Source organism: Xylanibacter ruminicola (genome assembly GCF_900107775.1).
In the GTDB taxonomy this organism is placed as follows: domain Bacteria; phylum Bacteroidota; class Bacteroidia; order Bacteroidales; family Bacteroidaceae; genus Prevotella; species Prevotella ruminicola_C.
The window spans coordinates 15,335-40,783 of sequence record NZ_FNRF01000001.1; the positions used below are offsets into that span (position 1 = coordinate 15,335).

Genomic DNA, 25,449 nt, shown 5'->3' on the forward strand with positions numbered 1-25,449 from the left:
TAACTTCAACTTTTCAATTCTTACAAAGTCACGTTTACGCCAAAAGCCCAGGTACGAAAGAAGGGATAGTAGTTACGTCCCACATTGTTGCCCGACTCTGGATCGAACACCTTCAGGATGTCTGACTTCTCCCATACATCATTACCGCTGATATAGACACGCAGTTTCTGGATATAACGTTTAGATACAGGGATGGTATAGCCCAGCGTGATGTTCTTCAGTCGCAGATAAGCTGCATTCTGCACCCACTTATCTGATGGCTGGAAATTGAACATATCGCCATTATAGTTGTAAAGACGTGGCCATGCAGCCTGCTGATTATCCTCAGTCCAATAGTCGCGATGGATGGTCCAAGGCATCTGGTAGGTGCGCCCAAAGGGGGCGATGGCTTCGGTATCTATCAGTAGTTTGCGTTTGCCCACGCCCTGGAACATCATCGAGAGGTCGAAACCCTTCCACTGAGCCGAGAGGTTCAGGCCGTAGAGATAACGTCCGTTGGCATCGCCCAGATATACCAGGTCGCCGTGGTTTTCCTTGGTTCCATCGCCAGCACCTACCTGATGACCTATGTTACCATCCTTATCAGGCAGCGCAAGATAGCGCACATCACCACCATTCACCTTACCATCGCTGAACGACTTGTAGCCAGGATGGTCCTGCTTGTACTGTTTGTACTCATCAAGACTGCTCCAGTAGCCATCGGTTCTGTATCCCCAGATGGTGTTCATGGCATAGCCTTCGAGCAATCCTACTGTTCCGGCATAAATCACATCGGCACCGTCGTATTCCATCAACTTGTTCTGAGCGTCAGAGATATTGAATGCCACCTGATAACTGAAGTCGCCAATACGGTCGTTCCACTTCACTTCGAACTCCCATCCCCATGTCTTCAGCTTACCAACATTCACATTAGGAATGCCGATACCGATGGTGTGTGGCAACTGCAGTTTCGACAACATGTCGTTGTTGTACTTCCAATAATAATCGAAAGAAGCGTTCAATCGGCCGTTCAGCAAACCTAAGTCGATACCCACGTTAGTGGTCTCGATGGTCTCCCAAGTCTTATCCTTCGAGGCCAGCTGACTCTGATAATACGATTTCTCACCCATATACACCGTGCTTTGAGCGATGGTAGGGATATAATCGTAGAGCCCCAGGATGGCACCGTTACCAAGTTGTCCCCACGAGGCACGCAGTTTCAGGTTGCTCACCCAGTCGAGTTTGAACCACTCTTCCTGACTGATACGCCAGGCAGCCGATACTGATGGGAAAGCCTTCCAACGCTTCTCTGGAGCCAGGCGCGATGAACCATCGTAACGGATGTTGGCCTCGAACAGATAGCGATCGGCATAGTTGTAGTTCAGACGACCGAAGTATGACATCATCGACCATGGAGCGATGTTATCCCCCAGCGTGGTGTTGGTAGCCTCGGCTGTGTCGTAATAGTTGAACGAATAGAAATCGTTAGAGTTCATGTTCCTGGCGGTAGCCGAGAACTCGTCCTTGCGGTAGTTCTCATACGAAGCACCAGCCAACAGTTTGAAGTTATGACGCTTCACGTCGAACTCGTAGTTCGCGGTAGCCTCAAACAGATCGTGGAAATCGTTGTTTTTGATACGATACAGCGAGTTGGGATTATTATAAGTCTGACGAACATTATTGCCAGTCATGCCATACCATACCAGATAATGGCGCTCGGTACGACCGGTATAATAGCCAGCACGGCGACTGGCATTCAGGTTGATGCGCAGCCCCTTCACCAGATTTTTAATCGTCAGGTCGCCCTTACCAATAAAGGTTTCATAAAGTGTTTCCGACAGTCCGCCCTCCTTCATCACCTGGATGGGGTTGAACTGCAGGTCGCCGTTATAGGGGTTCACATCGTAGTTCACGTCGTCGGTTGGGTTGTACACCAGCTGTCGGGCACGCGAGCCATACAGGTTATTCAGAATAGCACCTGCACCCGCCGAAGGCACGTTGTTTTTCTTCGACTGGTACTGCATGTTCACCCCCACGGCAATGTACTTATTCAGTTCGGCATTCACCTTGGCATGCAGGTTCACACGGGTATTATCGTTTTTACCATACTTCAGCATACCATTCTTATAGAAGTAGTTGCCCGAAATCAGGTAGTTGATATTCTTTGAACCACCCGACACCGAGATGCTGTGATTGGTCTGGTCGGAGTGATTACGCGTACCCTCGTCCACCCAGTTAGTGGCCGAGAACTGATCCCAGCGACCATTGGTGTTGTTAGGACGATAGTTAAAATTGCGGTTGCCCACCCAGCTCGACTGCTCTGGGTTCCACTCAGGTTTACCACCCTGATTCTGGCGACCGATGTTGATCCACTCCTGCTCTTCCCAGGCAGTCAGGCGCTCAGGCATGTTACCAGGCAGGTTGGTGGCATAATAACCGCTATAACTGATTTTGGGTTTGCCCTCACCACCATTCTTAGTGGTAACCAGCACCACGCCTGCAGCAGCACGGGCACCATAGATGGCACAGGCCGAGGCATCTTTCAGCACCGAGATACTCTCGATATCATCAGCATTGAGCAGCGACAGGTCGCCCTCTACACCATCTATCAGCACGAGTGTTGAAGTAGAGTTGACCGATGAGAAACCACGAATACGCATGCCACTGGTCTCGTTACCTGGCTCACCACTGCTACGCAGCACAGCCACACCAGGCAGTTCGCCCTGCATGGCATCCAGCACATTACTTGATGGTTTAGCAGCCAGTTTCTCGCCATCAACAGCCGACACCGCACCCGAGAGATTCACCTTCTTCTGTGTGCCATAGCCCACAACCACAATCTCACTCAGCGTCTTGTCGTCTTCGCTCATCAGAATCTCACCATGAGCCTTGGCTACCGGTAACGTCTGACTCTTGTAACCGATAAACGAAAACTGGATGGTGGCACTGGCTTTTACACCCGACAGTGTAAAATGACCATCGAAATCGGTAACGGTACCATTCGATGTTCCTTGCACCAGCACACTTACACCTATCATCGGCTCGTGCGTGTTCTTATCCAGCACGGTGCCTTTGATAGTCTGGGGGCTTTGTGCCCAAGCACCTACTCCCATGAGTAACAACATACAGCTCACCAGTAGCAGCTGTACGCTTCTTGTTGACAATGTTTTTTTTCTCATATAAAAACAGGTATTTAGTTTGATAATAAAAAAATTGATGGTGCAAAATTACGTCTTATCTGCACTCGCCACAAACTTTCGGCCACATCTTAATTACTACAAACCTGCAAAAGCACTACATCATCTATTTCTCAGCAAAATCCTATTCAACTATGAATCAAGCTGTTACAAAAGTAAATCACTACATCAGCCCCCATCATTATTTTCTCACATATTATTGCACGATTCAATAATTATGCTTATCTTTGCCGAAAAATATGATAGGTATGATGAAATGGTTATTAGCACTCATTGCCTTCGTTGCAATACCAGTGATGGCCCAGACGCCTTGGCAGCGGGCTGTGGTTAACTATTCGCGCCAATCTTACCAGTCGGGCAACCAGAACTGGCAGATAGGTCAGAGTCCTGAAGGATGGATGTACTTTGCCAACAACAACGGTCTGCTGGAATACGATGGCACCAACTGGACCACCTACCCCCTACCGGGCAACACCAAGGTGCGTTCGGTGCTGCCTGTAGGCGACACCATCTATGTGGGTGCCTTAGGACAGTTCGGCAGATACATCCGTAATGCCAAAGGAAAAATGATATACCAGAATCTATCAGGAAAGGCCAACCAGAAAGAGCGTGTAAACATCTGGCATATCCACCGCATTGGCAACGACACATTTTTTCAGAGCGATGAGGCCTTTTATATCAACAATGATAAGATGCGGCTCGACTGCCGTCCTGGCGTACACTACTCGGCTGTGGTGTACAACCGACTTTACGTCACCTCTTACAAAGAGCTCTCGGTGCTTGTGGGCAAAAGGTTCGTACCACTGCCAGGCATCGACATCCGCAAAACGTCCGACATCGTGGCCATACTCCCCTGGCAACAGCAGTTGCTGATTGTGACAAGCCACAAGGGACTGTTTACCTACAGTCACCATCAACTACGACCTTTCGCCATTGCTACCGATATCGACAACCTGCAACTATCGTGCGCTGCATTGTCGGGATCAACGCTGGCCTTAGGAACCATGCAGGACGGGGTGATACTGATTGATATGAACCAGCATAAGGTGGAACGCCTGTCAACCAACAACGGCCTGCAAAACAAAACCGTGCTCTCGGCCACCTTCGACGCCGACAAGAATCTATGGCTGGCACTCGATAATGGTCTCGACTGCGTTCAGCTATGGTCGCCACTCCGCTTTCTCAACAGTCGCCAGTCGCCCATCGGTAGCGGCAACTGCAGTGTGAGCTATCAGGGCCAACTCTACCTGGGTACCAATCAAGGACTTTATGCCATGACCGATGGAAAGATAAGATTCATTGAGGGCACTGGTAGTCAGGTACTGTGCCTCGACACCATCGGTGGTCAGCTCTTCTGCGGCGGGCGCCAGTTCTTTCTCAGCATCAACGACCAGCACATCACCCACTACGGCAACCGCGGTGTGTGGGCCGTACGCCCATTGGCAGGCCATCCCGATGTGCTGTTAACCAGTTCGTATTGGGGCCTGCGCCTCATGCGTCGCTCATCACAAGGCTGGCGCATGGCCGAAGAGGTGAAGGGCGCCGGCATCTCGGCCAAGACGCTATATATAGAAGATATTACCAATGCTGTGTGGGTGGCCAATAAGGAGAAAGGCCTTTACCGACTGGTGCTCTCGCCCAATCTGCAGAACGTTGTCAGTAAGAAATGTTACAACTCAGCCACGCTGCCCAAGGGCGACAATGTTTTTATTGCCAAGGTGAATGGTGAGATGGTGATAGCCAGCCGACAAGGTTTGTTCCGCTATGATGCCAGCCACGACCAGCTGGTACGCCACACATCGCTCGAGGAACAGTTAGAGGGGCATACCGCCTACACCTATATCTCTCAGACGCCCGACGGACATATCTGGTATGCCACCGATGGTGCCATGCATGTGAGCAACGGCAAGTGGCACCGCAGCTATCTGAACAACTGTTTGATGGAGGACTTCGAGAGCGTGAGCTATACCAACCGACAGCAAGCCGTGATAGGCACCGAAGACGGCTTTGCCCTACTCTACACCCAACAGGCACAGGACAGCACACGCGCCATCCTGCCCTACATACGTCGTATCATCATTGGCAATAACGCCGACACACTCTACTATAAAGCCGAACAGCCACACATCAGTTGGAGGAATAACTCCATACGCTTTGAATACAGTGCCAACAGCTACGACCCTTCGCAAGCCGTGCGGTTCAGCTACTGGCTCGAAGGCTCTGACGAACAAGACTGGAGCCCATACACCCGTCGGCACGTCAAGGAATATACCAACCTGACCGAGGGGCACTACACGTTCCACGTCAAAGTGATTAATCCCGACGGCAGCATTGGTAACGAAACCAGTTTTGAGTTTACCATCCTGCCACCCTGGTATCGCTCCTGGTGGGCCTATGCCCTTTATATCATCAGTATCATGGCAGCCATCTATGCATTGTATCATCGCATCATGAAGAGCAGGCAGCAACTGATTAAAGAGAAAGACGAACAGATTGAGAATCTGGAGGAAGAGAAGCTGCAGATAGAACTGCGCGCCCGCCAGGACGAACTGGTACGTTCGCGCATGAATGTGGTACGTAAGAACGAGATGCTGCAGGAGATTAAGAAGACTGCCGTGAGCATCAACAACGGACTGAGCGAGGAAAACCTGCCAGCCATCAAACGGCGTGTGGTGCGACTGATCGGACAGATTGATACGAATATCGAACACGACGACGACCTGGAAGCCTTCCGCAACTCGTTCGACAACGTGCATCATCACTTTCTGAAGACCCTTGGCGAGCGCTATCCACAGCTGTCGCACAAAGAAAAAATGCTTTGCGCCTACATCCGTATGAACCTGATGTCGAAAGAGATTGCGCCGCTGCTCAATATTTCCATCCGTGGTGTAGAGATAGCCCGCTACCGCATTCGCCAGAAGTTAGATTTGGAGTCAAAAGCCAACCTCACAGAATTCCTGCAGAATTTGTAGCATAACTAAAGAAAAAGTTGTACCTTTGCACCATGTTTGTAGTGATGATGACACTGTTTGTCATAGTATTAGTGGGCTATGGCGCAGGCAAATTGGGATATTTAGGAGGTGATTTCGACAGACAACTGTCGAGATTGGTAATCAACATGACGTGTCCGGCGCTGATTCTGTCGTCGGCTATGACGGGCGAACTGCCTGACCGCGAGTATATTCTGCCGTTATTACTCATCAGCGTTATTACCTATGCGGTGCTTACAGGTATTGCCTTTCTGTTGCCACGCTACCTTACCAAGAAGAAAGACGACGAAGGTGCAATCGGTTTTGCACTGATGTTTGGTAATGTGGGCTTTATGGGCTACCCTGTGGTGGCATCGATATTCGGACACGAGGCCGTGTTCTATGCAGCGGTGCTGAATGTAGTAAACACATTTGCAGTGTTTACAGTGGGAACTATTCTGATTACAGGTAAAAATGAAGTGGAAGAGAGTAGATTTGAAAAGAAAGTACTCTATTCTACGCCAATGCTAGCCTGCTACCTGACCATGCTGATAGTAGCATTGCGCATTGATAATATCCCCGAAGCCATCAGCGCACCACTCACCATGATCGGTAATATCACCGTGCCTGCAGCACTGTTGATTATCGGTTCATCGATGTCGAACCTCCCCATCAAATCGCTATTAGGTAACACCAGCGTTTATGCTACCACACTTTTCCGACTGGCCATACTTCCCATCGGCATCTACTATCTGTGCACGCTTTTAGGCTTCTCGCAGTTTGTAGTAAACATCAATACGGTGGTGATTGCCATGCCTGTTGCTACTTACGGCACCATTCTGTGTTTAAAATACGGCAAAGATACCACGATGATAACCGAGGTAACATTTATTACCACCCTTATCTCCATGGTGTCCATCCCATTATTGGTTTTATTCTTTCTATAAGCAGATAGCAACAAACAATCAGCACATAGATAAACACAACCTGAAGGATGGTTGGATGCAAGTTACCGATACTGGCACCCGGCAAGTTAGCGATGGCATCAAGTGCCGCATTCAATCCTTGCACTATATATAATAATAGGTACGCGAGGGACGGGAACAACAATACGACTACCGACAAGCACAAAATAAGAAATGCCGCAGGCACCACCAGGAAGTTAGTGAGCAGGAAACAGGTGGAGAACTGCGCGAAGTAATAGGCAATTAATGGAGCTACGCCCAACTGCGCCGCCATTGAGACAGCTACCATCCCCCAGCCTTTAGCCACCCACGGATGTTCCATATAGTATTTATCGGAAAAAACACCGGTGAATACTGGCACAAACAGCAGGATGGCCCATACCGCCATAAACGACATCTGAAATCCCACATCAAACAGCCAGGCAGGATTCCACAGCAACATCACCAAAGCCGTAAACGCCAACACGTTGACCGACATTTTGTTTCGGTGCCCGATGGATAAGATACCATAGATGGTAAGCATCACAGCCGAACGCACGGCACTGACAGGCATGCCTACCAGCAATACAAACGCCCATACGACCAGGATGGAGAGCAACTGCGACACAGCCGGCCATCGCCGTCGAGGCAGCAACAACGACAACAGCATGTAGATGATGCCTAAATGTAAGCCGCTGAGTGCCAATACATGTGAGGCACCACTCACAGAATACATACTTCTAACCTCACGCGTCAATGCCGTCTTATCGCCTAACGACATAGCTGCCACCACCGCATAGGCGTCACCATCGAGTCCACCATCCTGATAACGCTGCAACAACTGTTCGCGCTGCTCGAGGAAGAAACTCCTGGAACGGTCGAAACGCGACTCTGTGGATGCATGTTCAGATGTTTGCTGATGATACTGCATCACACACATCCCCAGCAACAGGCAACATACCAGAATGGCCACCGACTGTGCATGGGCCTGTTTATACAGCAACAAAGTCACGAACACCATGCCCACCAGCACAGGCAGAATGGGAACAGGCAGCCACACATAGTGAGCAATGACGATTCCAATCATCATACTAACCGTTACTGGCGCCACCGGACAAGTATCAAATATTCGACTTTGCATACCAAGTTACAAAAGTACAACTATTTTTGGGAATATAAGAAATATTTCGTAACTTTGTCGCCGCAAATATAATAAAAAAGAAAGTATGGAAATGGTTCATATACCTATTTGGGCGTGGATATTATTCTACGTGTTAGTGTTTATCATGCTGCTCATCGACCTGAAGTCGTTTGGTAAGAAAGGGCAACACGAGGTGAGCGTATCCGAGGCGCTGAAGATGACTGCCGTATGGATTGGCGTATCGTTAATATTCTGTGGCGGCATCTATCTGTTTTACCCAGGCGACGCCCACGAGAAAGCGATGGAGTTTCTGGCGGGTTATCTGATTGAGAAATCATTATCGATGGATAATCTGTTTGTATTCCTGATGCTGTTCTCGTTCTTCGGGGTGCAACGCAAGTACCAGCACGAGGTGTTGTTCTGGGGAATTTTTGGTGCCTTGGTACTGCGCAGCATCTTTATTTTTGCCGGTACCGCAATGATAGCCCAGTTTGAATGGATATTAGGCTTGTTTGGTTTGTTCCTGATTTATACAGGCATCAAGATGTTCGGACATAACGATGAACAGGTTGACCCATCGAATAATATCTTTGTGAAGCTTTTCAAGAAGTTCTTCCCTGTGACCGACCAGATGCACGAGGGTAAGTTCTTTATCATCGAGAACGGCAAGCGACTGGCTACGCCCCTGTTTATTGCACTGTTGGTGATTGAGACTACCGATGTGGCCTTTGCCGTTGATTCAATCCCTGCCGTATTCTCAGTGAGCCGCGATCCGTTTATCGTGCTCACCTCCAACATCTTCGCCATTCTGGGTCTGCGTGCCCTGTACTTTGCATTGGCAGCAGTCGCCAGGTATTTCACCTATCTTAAATATGGGTTAGGTATCATCCTGAGCTTTGTGGGTGTAAAAATGCTGTTGGCCATGAACGAATACGTGAATGCATTCGGCGAGATGATTGGATTAAGTATCAACATGCCACACATCGAGGTACCTACCACACTTTCGTTGGCCATCATCTTCGGCGTTTTGGTGTTATCGATGCTACTATCCGTATGTGTATCAAAAGCAAAAACCAAATAAAATATGGAAAACAAAAACTATCTTTACGATGCCGTAGCCTTACTGAAGGAGCTTATTGCCATTCCTTCGGTTAGTAGAGAAGAGACGAGAGCTGCCGATAAGCTGGCTGATTTCCTGAATATGTGGAATCTGCCATTCGGTCGCGAGGGTAACAACCTCTGGGTGGGCTGTCCTGATTGGGACAACAATCGACCTACCGTGATGCTCAACGCCCATATCGACACCGTAAAACCCGTTAGCTCGTGGACACGCGATCCATTTTCACCAGATCAGGAATACGACGTAATCTATGGTCTGGGCTCAAACGACTGTGGTGGCGGACTGGTTTCGTTATTGCAGGCTTATCGCATTATGCTCTATCACCCTCGCAACTATAATCTGTTATGGGTAGCCTCAGCCGAGGAAGAGATATCTGGACAGAACGGTTTGACCCGCGTGCTGCCCTTTCTGCCTAAGATAGATGTAGCCATTGTAGGCGAGCCTACAGGCATGCAACCCGCCATTGCCGAGAAAGGACTGATGGTGATTGATGGTTATGCTCACGGCAAATCGGGCCACGCTGCCCGTAACGAAGGTGTAAATGCTATCTACGAAGCACTCGATGATTTGGTTTGGCTTCGCGATTACAAATTCCGTAAGGTGAGTCCACTGTTAGGTCCTACGAAGATGACGGTGACCATTGTTGAAGGCGGTACCCAGCATAACGTGGTGCCCGATACGCTGCATTTTGTCATTGATGTACGCACCAACGAGTTCTATCAGAACGAATATCTGTTTAACTTCCTGTGCAAAAAGATGACCAAATGCGAGTTGCGCGCTCGTTCGTTCCGTCTGCACTCATCGGCCATCTCGCCCGAGCATCCGCTCATTAAGAGATGTATCGACAGAGGCATGCAGCCCTTCGGTTCGCCCACACTGAGCGATCAAGCGCTGATGCCATTCCCATCATTCAAGTTGGGCCCAGGCGAGTCGAGCCGCTCACACTCTGCCAACGAGTTCATAAAGATTTCGGAAATTGAGCAGGCTATTGATACCTATGTAGCCCTGCTAGAAGGGCTAGATTTACTAGGATAACTAGCCGGGCAGGGCCAGGCTATCTAGCCAACCAGCCCTCAGGGTTCAGTTTTGCACTGCCTTTGCGTAACTGGAACTGCATCAAACCCTCAGCACCCACACGACCAAGTGTCTGTCGGGTGCTTACTTTTTGTCCGCGGCTCACGTTCACCGAAGCCAAGTCGCAATAAACCGACAGATAGCTACCGTGACGTACAATGACTACAGTGGTGCCGGCATAGCTGAACACAGCACTCACCTCGCCATCAAACACACATCTCACAGCAGCCCCGGGCTGTCCCTTGATGTCGATACCTTTCTTATCGAGTGTTACATGTCCCTTCACATCGGTTACGTGATTGGTACCAAAGTGGTTCACGATGCGATAGCCGCCTGCAATAGGCATGGGTAATCTGCCGCGGTTGCTCTCAAAGTTACCACTCAGTCGGCGGTCTTCGCTTGAAACGGTATAAACCTCTGTTTCCGACTTACGCGCCTCGGCCACCTCTTTCTCATGCGCTTTGGCATCGGCAGCCGCCTTACGCTCGGCAGCCAGTCGGGCACGTTCTGCCTCAGCAGCAGCGCGCTCGGCAGCCGCCTTCTCTTCAGCATTCTTACGGGCAGCAGCCGCACGGGCTTCGGCCTTGGCTTTCTCCTCGCGAGCCTTCGCCTCAGCAATACGTCGCTCGTTCTCCTTACGAGCCGCTTCGGCTGCAGCCTGTTTGCGGGCCAGTTCCTCAGCCTTACGTTTAGCCTCAGCCTCAGCAGCCTTACGCTTAGCTTCAGCCTCAGCACGAGCTTTGGCACGCGCTATCTCTTGGGCAATCAAACGGTCGATCTGAGCATTCAACTCAGCATCGCGTTTTTTCTGTTGGTCAATGATTCCCTGAATAGTTTTCTGCTGTTTCTGCAACGAAGATACCATCTTCTGCTGCTCTTCCTGCTTACCCTCGAGCGAACGGCGTTCCTGTTCGTCTTTTACCAACAGGTTGTTCTTTTCTCTCTTGGTATCCGTCAGCTCACTATGCGCCTCAGCCACCTGCTCTTTCATCGACTTCACTGCCTCGGCCTGATTCTGCTGATAGGCAGCATACTCACGCACAAAACGCAGTCGTCGGTACATCTGCGACAGGTTCTTAGCACTGAACACAAACATCAGGCGACTCTGCAGATTACGGTTGCGATGCATGTACTTCATCGATTTGATGAAACGCAACTTACGCTCTTCGAGTTCCTTCTCGAGTGTTACCAGCTGTACCTCCAAAGTATGGATATTACCATCAAGACGATTGATATCATGACGGATGGTATCAATCGACTTACGCTTATCGGCAATCTCGTTGTTGATAATCAGCAGGTTCTGCAAACGTTTCTTAACATCACGCTCGTTGGCTTTCAACTTGCGCTGCTGCTCCTCAATCTGCTTGCGTACCCTTTGCTGCTCGGTCTTCAGACTGTTAACCGTTACAGGCTGCTTGGATGCAGAACTCTTGGTGGTTGTCTTCTTACCTTTACCCGTAGATTTCTTGCTGCCCGACTTCTTAGTTGTGGTAGCCGTACGTTTTTGCACAGACTTTTTTTTCGCCTGCTGTGCAATAGCAGGCGAAGAAAACGAGATGAGTGCTATCAGCACCATCGCGATATATCGCATACGTAACACTCTATTCATCATAGAGCCATGAAACGGCGGAGTATCTCGTCAACTGTTACCTCGCGATACTTGTTAGAAACTTCGGTTCGTGCATCCCATTCGGTATCATTACCCAGATAATTCAAGGTCATCCCCAACTTCACTTCCTTATCAGGAGTGGTGAGCGTAATAAGATGCTTCTTGGGGAACATCTTACGCCCAAACACATCGTATTCGGAATAGTCCCAGTTAAGCTGGGTATTACCATTAAATCGGTCCTTATAGAGGATGTTGGCCATACGGATCAGTGCGGTATTCTTGCTGGCCAACCAACTATAATCCATTTTTCCCTCTTCGAGATTGATAATCATATCGTCACCACTCTCGATGGTGGTAAACTTACCTTCGCCCTCCTTGTTATTCTTTGCAATCACAACGGCCTCGCTACCCTGATTGGGCTTGAAAAGCTCGTTCCAGAACAATGCCTGAATAGCCGAGAAGTTCAAACCGCTATTACGCAGGAAATCTACCTGGCGGTAAGGAGCCTTCAGGTACTGCTTATTGATACGGTCCATAATCAGCACGTAATCCTTGGTGAACTCAAGACGTCCGGCCTCAACAAATCCAAAGGCCATCAGCTGCAAACGGATTACATCGTTACGACGCATTTTCAGATTACCCGTCAGCGTAATCTTCTGCGGACCAACCTCAACCGAGAACTTCACCTTCGAGGTGATGAACTTGTTGGTTTGCTGGTTATCACGCACCTGACTCACAAAGTCGGTAGTCTGACGCTGTTCAATGATTGGCTTCACCTCTTTCGATTTCTTGAATATACCACATGAACTAAACATCAATGGCAATGCCAATACGGCAATTCTTACGATACTTTTCAGTTTCATTATTGATTTGCTTTTTGTTTTATTTTTTCTGCATGTTCCTGAATCACAGAGTTGTCGATCGACTCATCCAGATTCTGCAACGCCTGGTCGATATATATCTTGGCCTCAGAGTAGCGACCCAGCATATACAGTATCCAAGCGTAGGTATCTAAGTAAGTAGCATTCTTGGGTTCAGCCTTTACGGTTTTAAAGCTCATCTGCTCGGCCTTAGCCAACTGTTCACCACTTTCGCTTAAGAAGTAGGCATAGTTATTTAAACAGCCCATGTTATCATCTTTCCATTGCAAGCAACTATCATAAGCCTCGTAGGCCTCCTTCATCAAGCCCTTCTGATGCAGAATGTCGCCCATCACTGCATAGAAATCGGATACGATAGCAGGATCACTGTCTTCCTTGATCACACCGATACCATTCTTGAAGGTAGAAAGGGCAGCATCAAGACTGTCGCGACGATAGTAGGCGATACCTTGATAATAATAAAAAGCCATCTCGTCGGGGTTGTACTGTCGGGCATCCTGACAGAGCGCTATCACACGCTCCATATCATCAGCCTCCCAGGCATAACCAATCAGCTGCAAACGGGCCGAAGAATTATCGGGTGCCAGTTGCAAAGCCTTGGTCAGCACCGTAGCGATGGTATCCTTTGGCATTTTCTTTACATTCATATACGAGGCACAGAGGATGGCCATGTGCTCATCGGTCTGAGGCTGTTTCAGAATCTTGTCGAACAGCTGCAGTACACGGGTACTGTCGCCACCCGCATTCTCGCTGGCCGAAATCTCCTGTCGCAACAGCAGAATCTTCTCGTCGATGGTGGCATTGCGGTTCAGCAGCACACGCTCAGTGAGCGAGTCGGCTATCTCGTGATGGCCTAAAGCCTGATGATAGGTACGCAGCGACATCAGCACACGGTTGTTATCAGGTTCATCCTTCAGAATCTTGTCGTACACCTTCAGTGCCTTTTTCAACTGTCCGTTCATCATCAACGTCTCGCCATACAAAGCCTGATAGTTTCCATCGTTAGGGAACTTCTCGGCCAAAGCCTTTATCTCGGCAATCGCCGCTTTCTTGTTCCCCTGTCGGGTATATATCTCACTCTTGGCTACCGACAAGCGCTCGCTCTTGCCATCGATGGCTTCGATACGGTTCAACACCTCGACGGCTGAATCGAAATCGCCCACCTGCTGATACAGTTGGAACAGCATCTCCAACAAATCTTCGCGCTCTTTGTCGCGCTCATAGATTTTCTCCACTACAGGGATGGCAGCCTCGTAATCCTGCTGACGGATGTACGCCTGCGCCAATGTTTCCATATAGGTGGCGTTATCCGGATCAAGTGCAGCCGCCTTCTGGATATAAGCCAGACTTTTCTCGCCATCCTTCAGGGCGTTATAGTACTGTGCAAGAAAGTAGTACGCTTCGGGGGCATCGGGATTAATCTCCAGACAATGACGCAGCAAATCAAAGGCTGCATCATTGTTTCCTTTCTGGCGCTGCATCATGGCTTCAAGAAAAAACTGATCGTACTCACGCTGTCCGTAACCAGTGGTTACAGAAAGCAGCAACAATAACGACAGTCCGATTTTCTTCATTCGCATCATGATTCTACTTTACACCAGTATGACCATATCCACCTTCGCCACGCTCGGTTTCATCCAATACCTCTACCGATACAAACTCACCCTGCTCGTGACGTGCAATCACCATCTGGGCAATACGCTCACCATCCTCGACAACAAAGTCCTCGTTCGACAGGTTGATGAGCACCACACCAATCTCGCCACGATAGTCGGCATCGATGGTGCCCGGTGTGTTCAGAACGGTGATACCCTTCTTCAGAGCCAGACCGCTGCGCGGACGCACCTGTGCCTCATAGCCTGCAGGCAGGGCGATATGCAAGCCTGTTGGGATGAGTCGGCGCTCCAGCGGTTTCAGTGTAACGGGTTCATCTATATTAGCTCTCAGATCCATACCGGCACTCAGCGCAGTAGCATACTGCGGCAAGGGCTGGTGACCTTTGTTTACAACTTTAATTTTCAGCATCTTTTAAAATAGTATTTTAATCCACGTGCAAAGGTAGTGCTTTTAGCTTAGAAATCACCCTTTCGTAGCCTATTTTTTTGATTTTTTCGTTAATTTCTGCGAAATATGCCGCTACTGCGCTTATTTTTCGTACCTTTGCACCCTGATTATGATGAATTGGCAACAACTGATATCTAACAAGCGTCTCGGTCAGGAGCATCGTCATCCTGAGCGCCACGACGACCGAACAGAGTTCAAGCGCGATTACGACCGCTTGATTTTCTCTGCTCCATTCCGTCGTTTGCAGAACAAAACCCAGGTGTTTCCACTCCCGGGAAGTATCTTTGTGCACAACCGCTTGACCCATTCGCTCGAGGTGGCCAGCGTGGGTATGTCGCTGGGCAACGATGTAGCTGCACAGCTTACGAAGAAACATCCTGAGCTGAAGGATCAGCTGTTTCAGGAGATCGGTCAGATTGTAGCCACCGCCTGCTTGGCACACGATTTAGGCAACCCGCCTTTTGGGCATAGCGGCGAGAAAGCCATACAATCGTTCTTTACCGAAGGTGCCGGTTACGATCTGCAGCGTCAGGTAAGTGCCAACTTCTGGAACGACCTTACCCATTTTGAGGGTAACGCCAATGCATTCCGTTTGTTAACACATCAGTTTAAAGGTCGTCGTCCAGGTGGATTTGTCATGACTTATTCTACGCTTGCCAGCATTGTAAAATACCCATTCTCATCGAGTGCTGCCGGCAAGAAGGGTAAGTTTGGATTCTTTGATTCCGAAAAGGTGTATTATCGCCGCATTGCCGACGAACTTGGCATCCCTTGTCAATCTGAAGTGGGCGAGCCACTGCGCTACGCCCGTCATCCGCTGGTTTATCTTGTCGAGGCAGCCGATGATATCTGTTACGAGATTATGGACCTTGAGGATGCCCACAAACTTAAAATTATTTCGCATGCCGACACCATGCAGTTGATGCTGGGTTTCTTCGACGAAGATACCCAGCACCACATTCTGAACCGCATTGCTGAAGAAGGTGTGGATGACAACAACGAGAAGATTGTTTACCTGCGTGCCTGCGTGATTGGCAAACTCGAGAACGAGTGTGTACGCGTGTTTGTGGAGCACGAGGACGAGATACTGAGCGGAGCCTTCCAAGGCAGTTTGATCGACCATATCAGCGAACTGCCCCAACAAGCCTATAAGCATTGTTGCGAGCTCTCGGTTCAGCACATCTACAAGAGTCGTCCTGTACTCGATGTAGAGTTGTCGGGTTATCAGATTATCCAGACGCTGATGGAGAAGTTTATCAATGCCGCCGTTCACCCCGAGCGTTTTTACTCTAAGCACCTTATCAGTCGTGTGTCGAGTCAGTATGATATTGATGCGCCCGACCTTGAAACGCGTATCATGGCGATTATCGATTATATCAGCGGAATGACCGATGTGTATGCACTCGACGTATTCCAGAAGATCAACGGCATCTCACTGCCTATTATTTAAAATTCTGATAATACTTTCGCCCGTTCTTGATATATAAGCCTCCAGATTTAGGTGAAGTAATGCGATGTCCCAGAAGGTCGTACAATCCCGTATTGCGGTCGTCAGTCTCATCTAAAGTAAGTACTTCGGCTATACTTTCAGTGAGAGCACTACCTACCAGTTTTTGGTAAACAGTAGTGCGCTCAGTACCTTGATTATCATCATTACAATACTCCCAGTACATACCGCCAGCAAGATGGTTATCTAAGATATACTGACACTTGATGGCAAGCGAACGGTCGTCATCATAGCCATAGGCAAACTTACCTTTGGAATCCGTTACATAGGGAACTTTCGCAACATCATCCCAATGATCGGTCCATTTTCCGGTCTCAATGCCCCTCTTAATCTCCTCCAGCGAAATCTGGCTACCAGCACCGCTGTTACCATAGAAAGGCATTCCCATGACCAGTTTGTCGGCAGGGATACCAGCTTTCAGATGGTGCTGAATACTCTCATGAGCTACCAACCAGCCATTGCCTACAGTACCACCACGATACAGCGCCGAATGATGGTTGGGAGGGCCCGACATATCGTAAGTCATCACATTCACGAAATCCAGATATTCTATACATCCCTTGAAATCGTAGTAACCAGGATCGGCCGAAGAAGCCATTGTCAGCAGATATTTCTCACCTAAAGCCTCACGCAAGTCACGCATCAGAAGAGTGTAGTTCTTTTTCTCATCGCCAGGAGATTTCTCCCCACTAGAGTTGTTACCAGGAAATTCCCAATCGATATCAATCCCGTCGAGATGATTATTCTCACAGAACTTGACACACGACTCTGCAAAAATCTTACGCCGTTGAGCACTGGATGCCATCGGTGTAAAATTACCACGTCCCCAGCCTCCAACAGAAATCAAAACCTTCAACTGCGGATTCTTTTCCTTGAGTTTCACGATCTTCTGCAAGCGACTTGTGTTATCACAATATACTTTGAAGTTATCACCCACACCGCCAAAGGCATAGTTGATATGCGTCATCACCATCGGGTCAGGAATAGTCTGCGTCCATGACGTCACATAGGCAACCACAATTTTACCAGCAGCCTCTGTTGTAATCCAGTAATTCAGACACAACAATAAAAATAAAAGTTTTCTCATTTCTAACAGGATGTTTAATCAGTTTTTATCTGAATCTTAGTGATGGTGATATCGCCACCAATGATAAGCGCTGTATCTGAACCACCATTCATGGTAGCTGCCATACCTTCTGAAATTTCAAATTCCAAGAAATCTTCACCTGCAGAAAGTACAATATTATTATCGCTTTCGCCACCATCGCGAATATAAGGAGCTCCCCACCATCCGTCGCACAAACAGAAAGTCTGCGGTGCATCATGGTGAGCAAAAGTAAACCTTATGATCTGCCCAGCCTCGGGTGTGATGCCCGAAAGATCGAGCTCGGAAGCAGGAAGATACCACCACCAGCCCGTCGTGTACTCACCCGACCAGAGTGTGGGATACTCACGAAACAGTTCAATTTTCTTCAGCGTGTAGTTACCACCACCAATGATGATGCCACCACCAGCAGTCAACGTTTCAACCATGCCCTGTGATATAGGAAATTCCAGTTCGGTGGTGCCTGCTGCTACCCACACGGTGTTATTACCCTGCCCATCAACATTAGGTGTACCCCAATTGGCATCACAGACACACACGCTGGCACCATCCGGATTATCAAAGGTTAGACGCATCATCAGTCCTTCGCGAAGCTGAATACCTTCAAGATTCAACTGATCTGAGCTCAGATACTGCCAATTAGCCCAATCATAAATATAGACATCATCTTGCCAGATGGGGACATATCTCTCACCGCCAGTCTCTTCGGTACCTCCTGACACCTCGTCAGACAATGTGACCTCTGGCAGACTGTACTTCTTCCCGCTACAATCTTCGAGAACCACCTGGGCTAGTCCGGCCTTAACGCCCATGGGAGAATAGATTGAAAGAGCCCCTGTTGCCTTACGTCTAAACAGGTTGGCATTAACCACAACCTCATGCCCATCAGCACCAGGGAAATAGGCTTTAGTCATAAACTCGAGGTCCTTTCCATAGACTTCAACACACTCGTTGATTTTGATGGGTTGATCGAGTGGTGCTACGCGCAAAGGAGCTGGGGCGCCGACAGTCAGGCGCATAGGAGCTTCGGCCGATTCACCATTGGCTTCGACGATGATGGCTCCACCCCCTGCTGCAATACCAGCAGGGGTGGTTACTGTCATATAGTCGTTGCCCAACTTATTGATGTTGTTCACAGCGACATTGCCTGGGAACACAACTGACGTGGCACCATCAAGTCCCGTTCCTGTGATGGTGACAACCTGACCTTCCATGACTTTCGTGGGTAAGACAGACTTCACTTCAAGTAGCTGGTTGGCATCAACAGCATCGTCATGACTGCATGAGGACATCACCAGAACTGCCAGCGCTGTAAGACATGTGGCCAGAAGGCCTGTAATATATTTCTTCATCTTTTACTTATTTATTGATGTGATTGATTGAATTTTACCAATTGGGGGTCTGATTCAGACGACTGTTTTTCTGAATCTCAGACTGCGGGATGGGATAGAGATTGTATTTCTCGTCCCACTGGCGACTCTTAGTAATCCTATTAAGAATCAAGTGACCATTGTTGTCCAACTTGAATGAGGCCACGTCCACATTCTTAAAGAAAGCTGCACCTTTCTTCCAGCGGCGCACATCCCAAAAGCGCTGACCTTCGAAAGCAAGTTCCACCATGCGTTCACGCATATAACGCTCTTCGAAACCTTTGTTGCCATGAAATTCCGGCATCATAATATCAGGACGGTTGCGGAGCACATTAACAGCCTCATTAGCCGACAAGCCGAATTCTCCCTTTTCATCGGCATTACCATAGTAGTTGTACATCGCCTCTGCATAGTTAAGATAAACTTCGGCCAGACGCATCACAATCCAATTGTGGCGTGTGGAAGTCTGGTTATTAGCGGTGGTGATACAGTTACCATCAACAAACTTCTTCAAATAGTAGCCAGTAGGGGTAGCACCATATTTGGGCGCACCATTGAAACCATTCTGATAAGTCTCTATAGCGATTTGCTGAGCCGTATTGGCTGGCCATAGGTCGCCATTCTTTACAATTGTCAGTGCAAAACGCGGGTCAAGACCATCGTATGGTGTCTCGGTAGTCACATCAACATCACCTGGATGTTTCTCTTTGAACGTCCTGCCATCGGTCTGATATTCGTAAGCATCGACCAATGCCTGTGTGGGACAATTGCCCGAGTTTCCGTTCTCCACGCCGACAGGATAATTGTTGCACTCGAAGGTATTGCTGGCCTGAGTACCAAGGACAAAGATAAATTCGGGGTTCGTAAAAGTATCATGCCCCCAAAGGTTGGCATAGCTACTGAGTTTGTAGCCCCAACGTTGTGCATTATCAATAATCACCTTGCTGGCAGCAGCAGCCTCTTTCCACAGTTCTTTATTACTATTTGGATTAAACAGAGGCGAGGCCTGATAAAGCAATACGCGGGCCTTCAGAGCAAGTGCTGCGCCACGTGTTGCACGACCTATCTCCTGTCCTGGAATATCTTTGTACGAAACAGGCAGATATTCTGCCACAGCATCTAACTCATCAATAATAAACTTAAACACCTCGCTGGCTGGTGTGCGTTCCACGCTGTTGGCTTGTTCATTGGTCAGACTTGTAGTCACCAAGGGGACATCCCCATAGGCTCGTACCAGCTCAAAATAAAAATAGGCACGAAGGAAACGCAACTCGTAAGGAAACAGTTCGAATTGCTGCACCATATTCTGATAGTCGGGGGCATACTCATAATCCGACAGATCAATCTGATGGATGCGCTCAAGATACATATGTATCTGCGTGATGGCACGATAGGACCTATCCCATGTATCACGGAAGGGGTTAGATGGGTTCCATCCACCATTGTAATAGTTGTGAATGGCAGAGTATGAAAGCGAGAACTCAGCCTCATCCGTAGCACTGGCTGTCATTGCCCCCATACCATAGAAGTCATCCTTAAACTCACTTGGCATTTGTGCATAGACATCATAGACCAGAGCCTTAACGCCATTAAGAGGACTATTATAAGTCCACGCCTCATCACGACTTGAAGCCTCGTTGTAATCCAAGTCTGCACAACCGGCAAAAAACATTGTTGCCAAAGCCCAAAAAGACAATTTTATCTTATTCATAATCATCATATTAGAAAGTTAATGTAACACCAATGTTGACACCTTTGAACATAGGATAAGCGGTAGAAAGCACCTCAGCATCCATGGCATCGACATTATCGAAAGAAAGGAGGTTCTCGCCCTGCACAAACACCTTGGCACCTGTCAGTGAGAGTTTTGAGAGCACCTTGGCAGGAACTTTATAGTAAACCTCCACATTGCGCATTTTCAAGAAATGAACAGGCTTTATCCACACATCGCTTGCTTGATTGTTATTACTGCTATTCAGGGTTGTCAAACGTGGGTAGAGCGCTTTGTCGCCAACCACATCCCAGCAGTTATTGAAGTAGTCAACAGACAGATTACCGTTATTGGCCATACCACCCCATATGGCAGAAGGGAGTGTCTTCATATAATTACCCGTACCTTGGAACCAAGCATTCAGACCAAGTCCTTTATACTCTACCCCCACATTGAATGCATAGTTAAGTTCCGGGATGCCAGTAGGACCATCCAGACTGGTTTCATCGAAGGCATTGATAACCTGGTCGCCATTCAGGTCTTGGTATTTAATATCACCAGGTGTTACTACAGAATATTCCTGACGGTGGCTGGTGTTAACATCATCCTGGTTCATAAAGAAACCTGCCGACTTGAGTCCCCAAGCCTCGTTCACACGATGCCCCACAGGATCGAGCAAAGGATAAGTAGGTGTGCCGATATATCTGGTTACCTCATTGCGTGCCCATGATAAGTTGGCTCCAATATGAAGATGGAGGTCGCGCACAATCTGCTTGGCATATTTGGCCGCAACCTCAAAACCATAGCTCTTAACCTTTCCCACATCATTATATGACGACTGTATGCCTACTACCGAAGAGTTTTCATTGCTTGCAGAGAGCATGATATGACTGCGAAGCTGATAGAAAGCATCAAACGAGAGGTCGAGGGCATTTGCCAGACGCAGATCGGTGCCCAAATTGAAGTTTGTTGATGTCTCCTGTGAGAAATCGGTGGTAGGAAAAGAGCCAAGCGAGGCGCCCCATGTCGCGCTATAGTCATTACCAATAATCACATATCCATGCGAAGCATCCCAAGTGGGGAGCCACATGCCATAGGTAGGCATATAGTCGGTATGCTGTATGCCTGCCGAGGCGCGCAACTTGCCATAACTGAGCAGATGTTCATGGTCATTGGCATAGATCCAACCGAGCGATAAGGTGGGTGAGAATGCCCATTTTGTAGGATAGGTGCGATTGGAGCCATTACCAGCAAGTACAAGGTCGGCTATATAGCGATTCAGAAAGTCGTAGTGGAAGACACCCATGATATTCCGACGATAGATGGTGTTTCCCCGTCCGTCGGCACTGGAACCGCTATTGGTATAGATGGCTGTGGCACTGAAATGGTCATCGCCAAAGAACGACTGCTTATAGTGGAGTCCTATGCTGGATTTGGCTTTCCACCACTGACCGGCATTCCAATTACTGAAGGTAAGGTTAGTCTCCTTATTGCCGAATGTGGTCAGGGCAACATGACTGATATCACCGATAGCACCAGTGTAGCGTTCGTAACCATATTCATGCGCCTTGTGCATGTTCTCTGCATAGATCGAAGAGTTGGCATAGCCAGCACTGACAAACAGGTTCAAACCTTTGAGTAGGAAATCCAGACTCTGAGTCAGCTTAGCATCTACCCACAGTTGGCGCTGGTGAGTCTTATAGAAGCCTGACTCCTGAATTTTAGCAATGGGGTTAGCATCGCCAAAGGTCTCGTTACCACCCCACACACCTGTTGTTGTCATCAGGGGAAAGGCACTTGCCGGCAGACTATAGATAGCATAGACAGCATCGTCAGCCCCTAAATCAGAAGGGCGTTTGGTTTCCTGGAACATTCCAAAGAGGTTCACCGACATGAGCGTTGTCTTAGAGAGATTGAAGTCGAGATTAGTACGGATGTTTGCCTTCGATTGTCGCAGCTGCGCATTATAGTCGGTCAGTTTAGTATCCCTCAAAGCCCCTCGCGCATCGGTATAATCAATATGTGTATAGTATTTCACCTTAGCCGTTCCTCCATAGACAGAAAGATACGCATGATCTTCCTCTGCTTTGTTTTTGAAAGTCAGATTACGCCAGTTGATGTTGGGATAGAAGTATGGATCAGAACCATCCTTGAAGAGGTTCAGTTCCTGTTCAGTATATGCTGGTGCAAGTCCGTCGTTGATGCGTGCACGATTGAGTGCAGTAACATACTGGTAGCCATTCACCATATCCGCAAATTCCGGACTGAACAAGAACTTATGTCCATAGCCAGCCTTCACATGCGTTTTACCTTCAGCACCGCGTTTCGTCTTCACAAGTATGGCGCCATTGATTCCCTCGTGACCAAGAAGAGCAGTTGCCGCAGCATCTTTGAGCACAGTAACACTCTCTACCTCCTCTACGGTCAGGCGGTTGATAGGTCGCTCATAACCATCCACGAGTATCAGGATACTTTTGTCATTGAGTGTATGATAGCCTCGGATATTAAATGAAGCCCCCTTATCTTCGTCACCAGAGAAGCCACCTGTAGAAAGAGCCGTGAGACCAGGAAATCGCCCATAGAGCGCCTGAGCAAGGTTGGCTGCTGAAGTTTGCTGCAATTCTTCGCCTGTGACTGTGGTTGCGGAAGCCGTGCTAAAAAAATCGCTGATTTCCACACCATATCCCAAATCATAGGCATTTGCATTCTTATCGTTGAGTCTCACCTGTGCATTTGCCGTCAGAGAGAAAGCCACCGCTGCAACGATCAACATTCTATTTGTTTTCATATTCTTTAAGTCTTATTGATATTTTTATTCCGAATTACCAACCGGGGTTCTGGTTCAGACCATAGCCCTTATTGATTTCATCTCGTGAGATAGGTGAAAGATACCATTTATCGTTCCACTTGCTGGTCTGGCTATTGGTATCCCACCATACACGGATATTATTGGTACAAGGCACCTTTTCATAGATACAGTCAGGCCATGGTTCGCCAGGCTGAAGGCTCGTATCGCCATGATAGTCAGCAGGTTCCATCTTCTTACCATTGGCATCCTTACGCCATACACGTAATTGGTGCACCTGCTTCTTAAAGATATCTGATCTCTTGTAACGTATCAGGTCATACCAACGAGAGTCTTCATATCCAAATTCGCAAGCACGCTCTTTGAAAAGTTGCTCGATAAAGTTATCTTTGTTGGATGTGAGGTTGAGTTTTGGATTCATCACCTCTACCTTACCTAATCCTACACGTGCACGTACCTTATTCATTTCGTCGCAGGCTTTCTGCAAGTTACCTGTCTGTGCCAATGCCTCAGCATAGCAAAGGTGAATATCAGCCATACGCAGATAAGCATAATTGGTGGGATAGTAAGCAGCATAACCGTTGTCACGGAGATATTTAAATAGTTTCAGTCGTGTTGACCAAGGGTTATCGGTGACTTGGGGATTGAAGTTCTGATCGACATTACCACCCTGCCAGATTTCTGTGCTCGACAGTCCGTTATACTGTTCAACCAGATTATTGCGATTCACCACCATCGTCTCATAGAGACGTGGATCGCGATTGGCAAAAATATCCACATTATCGGAGTTATCAGTATTGAACACATCGTCGTAAGGGAAGTTACGTCCATCAGCCATACCAAACATCTCCATGTACTCTAGGGTGAAGAGGGCCATACCAAACTCATCCATACCTTCTACGTTCCAGTCACCATTCCAGGCATTGTTACCAGGACCAGCATGCACTTCAATCACCTTCTCGCTGTTGCCACGGAACCAGTAGGCTGCACGGAAAGCATTACAATAGTCTTGTTCAGTATTACCTTCAGGCTGAACAAGAGCGAAATAATTGCCATTCGCACTATTGGCCTGGAAGAAATCCTCGCAAGCCTTGAGCGCCTTCTGCCACAAATCCGCCTGATAGCCACCTGTCCATATCTGGTGAAGGTCCTGATTCTCTTCATGACGCGTAAACTGCAGATAAGGCTGGTCGCTATTGAACAAAGGAGAAGCCACGAAATTCCAGAGTTTCACACGCAGACCATAAGCCGAGCCCTTAGTCAGTCGACCAGAATTCGAAGCCTGGTCCTGAACATAGAAGGGCAGTCCTGGTTCATCGATGGCCGCCTGAAGGAGCTGGTCGATAAATTCGGCAGTTTCGATAACGCTCATACGTTTGCCATCTACGATATCAGCAGCTTGGTAAGAACGATCTACTTTGGGAAGACCACCGAAATTACGGAAGGCATCGAAATAGCGCGAGGCCATGATAACATAGACCTCACCACGCAACTGACTCTTCTCTGATTCGCTCAAGTCGGGAACACGATCGATATTCTCCATAAAGATCCACCCTTCACGAATCGTACGCCAGATGCCAGCACGACTATTACCATCACCATTAGCAATAAAAGGGAATTTAACAAAACCGCCATTATCCTGATCTGTTTCAGTTAGGTCGCCACCATAGTATTTTCCCAAATTATGCCATCCACAGTATGACTGACAGATATCAGTAAGCGCATCGGGATGCGAGTACCATACTGCACCAGTATAGGTGAAGGGGTTATGCATGGCACCATACATGTGCCAGAGAAAGCGTTTGGCACTCTCTCCTTTGACAAAAATGGTGTCCATGGTCACATCGACGCCCGGCTGCTTATCGAGAAAGCCATTTCCAATATTTATATCATCTACACACGAAGCCAGTGAGCTCGCAGCAACACAGAGCATGGCAGCGGTCTTCATTTTGAGTTTTTGGATATAATTCAT

The 25,449-nt window shown here is 48.3% G+C and carries 16 protein-coding genes; 5 read left to right on the forward strand and 11 right to left on the reverse strand.

From position 1 onward, the window contains the following. Window positions 1-20 precede the first annotated feature (20 nt). On the reverse strand, window positions 21-3,158 hold the full coding sequence (locus tag BLU97_RS00055) for a SusC/RagA family TonB-linked outer membrane protein (RefSeq protein WP_074759692.1): 3,138 nt from the start codon (window positions 3,156-3,158) through the stop codon (window positions 21-23). Window positions 3,159-3,424: 266 nt separating this feature from the next. Between BLU97_RS00055 and BLU97_RS00060 the strand changes: the two genes are divergently transcribed. Both BLU97_RS00060 and BLU97_RS00065 read left to right on the forward strand, forming a co-directional pair. Further along, window positions 3,425-6,148, forward strand: coding sequence for a triple tyrosine motif-containing protein (locus tag BLU97_RS00060; RefSeq protein ID WP_175456270.1), 2,724 nt, complete (start codon window positions 3,425-3,427; stop codon window positions 6,146-6,148). Between the two features lie 44 nt (window positions 6,149-6,192). Beyond that, on the forward strand, window positions 6,193-7,092 hold the full coding sequence (locus BLU97_RS00065; protein ID WP_254771621.1) for an AEC family transporter: 900 nt from the start codon (window positions 6,193-6,195) through the stop codon (window positions 7,090-7,092). On the opposite strand, the gene BLU97_RS00070 is transcribed toward BLU97_RS00065, so the two are convergent. Next, a complete protein-coding gene (locus BLU97_RS00070; protein ID WP_175456271.1) occupies window positions 7,046-8,179 on the reverse strand; it encodes a ComEC/Rec2 family competence protein in 1,134 nt (377 codons plus the stop codon). The genes BLU97_RS00065 and BLU97_RS00070 overlap by 47 nt on opposite strands. Window positions 8,180-8,315: 136 nt before the next feature. Between BLU97_RS00070 and BLU97_RS00075 the strand changes: the two genes are divergently transcribed. Together BLU97_RS00075 and BLU97_RS00080 are read left to right on the forward strand one after the other, a co-directional pair. Further along, window positions 8,316-9,311: a TerC family protein gene (locus BLU97_RS00075; protein WP_074759699.1), complete on the forward strand. Its 996-nt coding sequence runs from the start codon at window positions 8,316-8,318 to the stop codon at window positions 9,309-9,311. Window positions 9,312-9,314: 3 nt separating this feature from the next. Continuing rightward, window positions 9,315-10,385, forward strand: coding sequence for a M20 family metallo-hydrolase (locus tag BLU97_RS00080; protein ID WP_074759700.1), 1,071 nt, complete (start codon window positions 9,315-9,317; stop codon window positions 10,383-10,385). Window positions 10,386-10,404: 19 nt separating this feature from the next. Here BLU97_RS00080 and BLU97_RS00085 read toward each other — a convergent pair whose 3' ends face one another. Genes BLU97_RS00085 through dut form a run of 4 tightly spaced genes read right to left on the reverse strand, consistent with a single transcriptional unit; the run spans window position 10,405 to window position 14,939 of the window. Continuing rightward, window positions 10,405-12,015 carry a murein hydrolase activator EnvC family protein gene (locus BLU97_RS00085; protein WP_074759702.1) on the reverse strand — a complete coding sequence of 537 codons (1,611 nt, stop codon included), beginning with the start codon at window positions 12,013-12,015 and terminating at the stop codon, window positions 10,405-10,407. A gap of 17 nt (window positions 12,016-12,032) precedes the next feature. Then, entirely contained in the window at window positions 12,033-12,896 is an 864-nt protein-coding gene (locus BLU97_RS00090; RefSeq protein ID WP_081352782.1) for a DUF4292 domain-containing protein, read from the reverse strand. Next, window positions 12,896-14,488 carry a tetratricopeptide repeat protein gene (locus BLU97_RS00095; protein ID WP_254771622.1) on the reverse strand — a complete coding sequence of 531 codons (1,593 nt, stop codon included), beginning with the start codon at window positions 14,486-14,488 and terminating at the stop codon, window positions 12,896-12,898. The genes BLU97_RS00090 and BLU97_RS00095 overlap by 1 nt, the downstream gene beginning before the upstream one ends. A gap of 13 nt (window positions 14,489-14,501) precedes the next feature. Beyond that, window positions 14,502-14,939 carry a dUTP diphosphatase gene (gene dut, locus BLU97_RS00100; protein ID WP_074759705.1) on the reverse strand — a complete coding sequence of 146 codons (438 nt, stop codon included), beginning with the start codon at window positions 14,937-14,939 and terminating at the stop codon, window positions 14,502-14,504. 151 nt (window positions 14,940-15,090) lie between these two features. Here dut and dgt point away from each other — a divergent pair, with 151 nt between their 5' ends. Then, a complete protein-coding gene (gene dgt, locus BLU97_RS00105; protein ID WP_074760358.1) occupies window positions 15,091-16,428 on the forward strand; it encodes a dGTP triphosphohydrolase in 1,338 nt (445 codons plus the stop codon). Here the strand turns inward: dgt and BLU97_RS00110 are convergent. From BLU97_RS00110 to BLU97_RS00130, 5 genes are read right to left on the reverse strand one after another with little or no spacing between them, the layout of a single operon-like run. Then, entirely contained in the window at window positions 16,421-17,572 is a 1,152-nt protein-coding gene (locus tag BLU97_RS00110) for a glycoside hydrolase family 18 protein (protein WP_081352783.1), read from the reverse strand. The genes dgt and BLU97_RS00110 overlap by 8 nt on opposite strands. Before the next feature lie 14 nt (window positions 17,573-17,586). After that, window positions 17,587-18,942, reverse strand: coding sequence for an IPT/TIG domain-containing protein (locus tag BLU97_RS00115; RefSeq protein WP_081352784.1), 1,356 nt, complete (start codon window positions 18,940-18,942; stop codon window positions 17,587-17,589). A gap of 34 nt (window positions 18,943-18,976) precedes the next feature. Continuing rightward, window positions 18,977-20,671: a RagB/SusD family nutrient uptake outer membrane protein gene (locus BLU97_RS00120; protein WP_074760359.1), complete on the reverse strand. Its 1,695-nt coding sequence runs from the start codon at window positions 20,669-20,671 to the stop codon at window positions 18,977-18,979. Window positions 20,672-20,681: 10 nt separating this feature from the next. After that, window positions 20,682-23,459 carry a SusC/RagA family TonB-linked outer membrane protein gene (locus BLU97_RS00125; RefSeq protein WP_074759710.1) on the reverse strand — a complete coding sequence of 926 codons (2,778 nt, stop codon included), beginning with the start codon at window positions 23,457-23,459 and terminating at the stop codon, window positions 20,682-20,684. Between the two features lie 34 nt (window positions 23,460-23,493). Then, window positions 23,494-25,449, reverse strand: a complete 1,956-nt coding sequence (locus tag BLU97_RS00130) for a RagB/SusD family nutrient uptake outer membrane protein (protein ID WP_074759712.1) — start codon at window positions 25,447-25,449, stop codon at window positions 23,494-23,496.